We start from the raw sequence: 5018 nt of genomic DNA on the forward strand, positions 1-5018 counted from the left end.
CGCGGACACTTCGTCCGCGGGCGCCCCGCCCGTTGCCGCAACCGGCTACCGGCTACCGGCTACCGGGCAGTGGCCACCGACCACCGGCCGCTCAGCGCCTCGCCCCGCAGGACGGGCAGAACGCGGCCCCCTCCGGCACGTCCTGGTGGCACTGACCGCACTGGACGGGCTGGGCCAGCTTGAAGCCGCAGCCGGGGCAGAACGGCGTGCCGTGGGTCTCCGTCCGGCACTGCGGGCAGACAAGTTGGCGCGGCGTGCGGACGTCGTACTCCGCACCGGACTGACGGCCGACCTGGTAGGCCCGGTCCGTCACCATGTCGTTGAGGCCGCGCCGCTGCGCCGCCACCGCCTCGGCCGCGGTGTCCGGGGCGCAGTCGAAGCACAGGCCCTGCTCCGGGTTGAAGCAGCGGCCGCAGACGTAGTGGGTGCACCGGGCGCAACGGCTGAAGTGCGGCCGGGCGTTGTCGATCGCGCGCTGGAAGGCGGCGTCCCGCGCGGTGCCCCAGGTCTGGCCGGCCAGGCCGTCCGCCGCGTTGCTGATGGTGTTGGCGTTGCCGCCGATCAGGTTCCAGGCCGCGCTGACGCCCTTGCCTATCCAGCCGGCCACCTGCCCCGTGGTGAACCGCTCGAACGGCGAGCGCCAGGTGTCGGAGCAGCGGTAGCAGGAGAACTCGAACTGGAAGCCCGCTCCGGTGCCGTGCTGTTCGCACAGGTCGCGGTAGTTGTTGCTGAAGTTGATCTCGGAACTCACGTCGTCCCCGGTTGCTGAAGAGTGGCCTCGTCGGCGTTCGCTCCCAGGGACGGCAGAGACCCTCGAACGGTTCCGCCAAGAAGTTCTGACACTCTCTTCACAACCCGGAGGCCGGTAGCAGCCGCACCCGCTCGGGGTCGAACGGCCGCCAGCCGGCGGGCAGTCCGCCGCGGCAGACCCGCAGTCGGCACCAGCTCCGCCCGACCGGGTCCTGCCACCAGCCGCTGATCCGGCCGGGCGCCCAGGCGCCGTCACCGAGGTCGACCTCGACCGGCTGGTACACCCACCGGACCTCGGAGCCAGCCGGATCCACCGACGGGCCGCCCGGACTGTCAACCACGGCTCCGCCTCCTGCCCCGACCACACGGACGGACCGTACGGGCCGACTACCCGGACCGACCGGCACGGCCGCGCCCGGCGCCGCGGCCCGTCGCCGGAACTCTACAACCGCGTAGAACACGCCCGCCGGAGTTCCGGCGAAGCCGTCCGGCTCAGCCCGCCGCGCGCCGCGAGCGACGGCGCCGCCACAGCGCGATCGGCACGACCCCCGCGAAGGCGAGCGCCGCCGGTGCCGGGGGCGTCTCCAGCGGAGTGCCCGCGGCCCTGGAGGGCACCTTGTCGAAGGTGTCCGGGACGGGCAGGGTCGACCAGTCGGAGATCGGCCAGGCCACCACGAAGGCCCGGCCGACCACGTCGTCCACCGGTACGAAGCCGTCCCCGGTGAGCAGGTGGTGCGGGCGGGAGTCCCGGGAGTTGTTGCGGTGGTCGCCCATCACCCAGAGCTTGCCCTTCGGCACGGTGACGGTGCCCACCGGGTCGTTGTCGCAGGGCGCCGCCCCGGGGAACACGTACGGCTCGTCCAGCGCCACGCCGTTGACCTTCACCGGGCTGCCCGCGTTGCACTCGACGGTGTCCCCGCCGACCGCGATCACCCGCTTGATCAGGTCCTTCTCGTCCGCCGAGGGCATCAGGCCGACGGTGCTCAGCGCCTTCTGGACGGTGTTCACGAAGCCGCCGGAGCTGGTCGTCGGACCGCCCTCCAGCCAGCCGCCCGGATCGTGGAAGACCACCACCTCGCCGCGCTCCGGCTCGGCGCCGAACCACGGGGTGAGCTTGTCGACCAGCACCCGGTCGCCGATCTGCAGGGTGTTCTCCATCGAACCGGAGGGGATCGAGAAGGCCTGCACGAAGAAGGTCTTGATGCCGAGCGAGAGCAGCAGGGCGATCACCAGCAGGATCGGCAGCTCCTGCCAGAACGGGCGCTTCTTGCGCGCCGGCTTCGCGGCCGCCCCGGGCGCCGCCCCGGCCCCCGCCGCCTCCGGCCCGGCCGTCGGCCCTTCCTCGGTTCCGTCGCTCTCGCCGGACTCCGTGCTCTGCTGCACACTCATGTGATCGGCCCCTCCCGATGGCCTGGTGGGAGCCCGAAGCGGAGACCCCCTATCGGGAACGAACCTACCGAACAGAGGTTCCCGGGCGCGCCCTGATGTGGATCCGCTCGCCCTGCGGGCCGAACAGGCTGAGGAACTCCACCGGCTGCGGACCGGCGTTGCCGAAGGCGTGCGGGGTCCGGGTGTCGAACTCGGCGGCCTCACCGGCCGTCAGCTCCAGGTCGTGCGGGCCGAGCACCAGGCGCAGCCGGCCGGACAGCACGTACAGCCACTCGTAGCCCTCGTGGACCTTCAACTCCAGTTCGGGCCCGCTGTTCCGACCGGGCGGCACGATGTGCTTGTACGCGTGCAGACCGCCCAGGTGGCGGGTGAGCGGCACGATGGTCTGACCGTTCCTGGTCACCGGGCGCGGGTGGATCCGCGGGTCGCCGGTGGCCGGGGCGCCGACGAGTTCGTCCAGCGGCACCCGGTACTCCCGGGCCAGCGGCAGCAGCAGTTCCAGGGTGGGCTTGCGCTGCCCGGACTCCAGCCGGGACAGCGTACTGAGTGAAATGCCCGTCGCGGCGGCCAGTTTGGCGAGCGTGGTGCCACGCTCGCGGCGCAGGGCCCGCAGCCGGGGGCCCACCGTGGTGAGGACGTTCTCGAACTCTTCGTCGGCCATGCCTGCCATTCGCCGGGACGGCAAGGGTGTTTGTCAATCCGGCACACCGGTGACGGCTCGTCCCGGGCCCTCTCGCCGGGGAGGCGCACGGCAGGGCCCGGTGTCGATCCGCCGATCGACACCGGGCCCCCGTCTCCGGCTTCCCGGATTCCGCTCTTCCAGTCACGGTCCCGGCACTCTCCCGGCCGCCCCGCCTGGTACTCCGCCGGCCGCCCCGCCGAGTCCTCCCCCGGCCCGCCGCCAGGCCGGTCAGCGGCCTGCCCGGGCCCTGCTCCGCGCTAGCGGTACTCCCGCAGCCGGGGCCGCACCCCCAGCGCGGTCAGGCCCAGCGCCGCCACCAGGACGGCCCCGCCCAGCACCGCCGTGGTGCCGTCGAGGTCGCCGTCGGTCGCCGCGAGCGCCGAGTCCATCGCCTTCTGGTTGACCGTGATGGTGTCCCCCATGGCGGTGCTCAACTGCCCGAACTGGTAGTTGGACTGGCCCTTGGCCAGCCCGGTGTTGAGCGTGATCGCGTCCTTGAGCGCCCCCGCGGCGCGCAGGTCGCGCATCCGGTGGTCGATCACCTGGTACTCCTCGAAGGCGCCCAGGACCCGCTCGGCGGCCTCCTGTTCGCCGGGGAAGGTGATGTTGTTCAGCTCGCTGCCGAGGAAGCCGCCGAAGGGCACGACCGAGCGGTCCGCGCGGTGCCGGTCGGCCTCACCCTGCAGCTGGGTGCGGTAGCTCGAGAGGGTCGCGCCGTCGAGGTGGGCGATCGCCTGGCTCTGCTCCAGGTAGGCCTGCTCCCAGACGGCCGCGCGGCCCGGGTCGATCAGGTAGCGGCTCTCGTCGGCGTTCATGTCGTACGCGACGGCGCGGGCCCGGCTGAGCGCTATCACCGAGTCGTAGGCGTTGCTCTTGGCGGTCACCAGGTGGTCATCGGTGCGGCCGACCAGGGTCAGCCCGGTCACCAGCACCACGCCGGTCAGCAGGGTGACGGCCGCCAGCGCCGGGTTGATCACCCGGCGGTAGCGCACGGCCAGCGCGCGCTGGAGCCCGAGCAGCGCCGCGAGGGCCAGCAGACCGACCGCGAACAGCCACCACCAGCCGATGCCCAGGGCGTCGCGCTGCTGGGCGTAGACGTGGTCGACGGTGGCCTCGTTGGCGGCGGTGACCTGGTCCGCGGCCGGCAGCAGCTGGCTGCGCAGCAGGTCGGAGGCCTGCCGGTAGGCGTCCAGGGCGGCGGGCGAGGGCTGGCCGGCCGGGGCCTTGGCCTGCTCCTCCAGCAGCTGGGCGCGGGCCACCAGCGCCTCGTAGCTGCCGAGCCGGCCGAGCACCAGCTGGACGGCGCGCTGCCCGGCCGGGTCGTCGCCGGCGGACTGCGCGGCCTGCTGGAGGTCGTCGTCGGCCTGGTTGCGGCGCTGCTCGTAGGTGTCCAGGGTCTGCTTGCGCAGCGTGGCGTAGTCCTGGTCGTCGCCGACCAGCAGCAGGTTGGCGGCCTGGGCGTCCATGTCGCTGAGCGCGAAGTAGAGGTCGGCGGCACGGGTGGCCTGCGGTGCGGCCTGGTGGCCGATGGTGTCGGTGCCGTCGCGGGCGCCGCCGAGCACCGCGGTGGCGGTGGCACCGAGGCCGATCAACGTGGCCAGGCTCAGCGCGGTGAGGCCGCGGACCAGGCGCGGGGTGGTCCAGTAGGAGCGGCTGCCGACCGTCCGCAGGCCCCGGCCGAACCGGGCCAGGGGGCCGGGCGGAACGCCCGGTCCGGCAGGCCCGGGAGCGTCGTCCCCGCCTTCGGCCTCCTCCTCCGAGGTGGTCGCCCTGCCCGCTGTCGAGGTGGTCATGACCGCACGTCCCTTCCCCCGTGACACGGTCCGCCTGGGTCCCCGGTGGGAACCGAACACAGAACCGTTTCTCTCCGCCGCGCGACGCTAGTGCCGCGCCACCGGCGATGAGACGCTTCCTGACACCTCCTTGACGCCGCCCGGCGGGGTCCTTGACGCTTCCTTAGCGCGGAGGTCGCCGGGGCCCGCCGGGAGGTCGCCGGTGGGGGTCGCCGGGAGGGGGTCGCCGGGAGCCCTCGGGAGACCGTCGGGGAGGGTCAGAGCCAGTTGCGGCGCTTGAAGGCCAGGTACAACCCGGTGCAGACCAGTGCCATCAGACCGATCGCGAACGGATAACCGAACGCCCACTTGAGCTCCGGCATGATCTGGAAATTCATGCCGTAGACGGTGCCGATCAGGGTGGG

The 5018-nt window shown here is 73.0% G+C and carries 6 protein-coding genes; all 6 read right to left on the minus strand.

Annotated features, from left to right (window positions below; all coding sequences use genetic code 11):
* Positions 1-91: 91 nt before the first annotated feature.
* Positions 92-751 carry a zinc ribbon domain-containing protein gene (locus tag ACFWIS_RS35245; RefSeq protein WP_380463943.1) on the minus strand — a complete coding sequence of 220 codons (660 nt, stop codon included), beginning with the start codon at positions 749-751 and terminating at the stop codon, positions 92-94.
* A gap of 97 nt (positions 752-848) precedes the next feature.
* On the minus strand, positions 849-1091 hold the full coding sequence (locus tag ACFWIS_RS35250) for a hypothetical protein (RefSeq protein WP_380463945.1): 243 nt from the start codon (positions 1089-1091) through the stop codon (positions 849-851).
* A gap of 151 nt (positions 1092-1242) precedes the next feature.
* Positions 1243-2139, minus strand: a complete 897-nt coding sequence (gene lepB / locus ACFWIS_RS35255; protein ID WP_380463947.1) for a signal peptidase I — start codon at positions 2137-2139, stop codon at positions 1243-1245.
* Positions 2140-2203: 64 nt separating this feature from the next.
* Positions 2204-2800 (minus strand): helix-turn-helix domain-containing protein, encoded by a 597-nt coding sequence (locus ACFWIS_RS35260; RefSeq protein WP_380463949.1) that lies wholly within the window; start codon positions 2798-2800, stop codon positions 2204-2206.
* Positions 2801-3078: 278 nt separating this feature from the next.
* On the minus strand, positions 3079-4614 hold the full coding sequence (locus ACFWIS_RS35265; RefSeq protein WP_380463951.1) for a hypothetical protein: 1536 nt from the start codon (positions 4612-4614) through the stop codon (positions 3079-3081).
* A 257-nt stretch (positions 4615-4871) separates the two neighbouring features.
* On the minus strand, positions 4872-5018 hold a 147-nt coding region (locus ACFWIS_RS35270), incomplete at its 5' end, for a CorA family divalent cation transporter (protein WP_380463953.1).

Origin of the sequence: Kitasatospora sp. NPDC127060 (assembly GCF_042724935.1) — a bacterium.
GTDB lineage: Bacteria > Actinomycetota > Actinomycetes > Streptomycetales > Streptomycetaceae > Kitasatospora.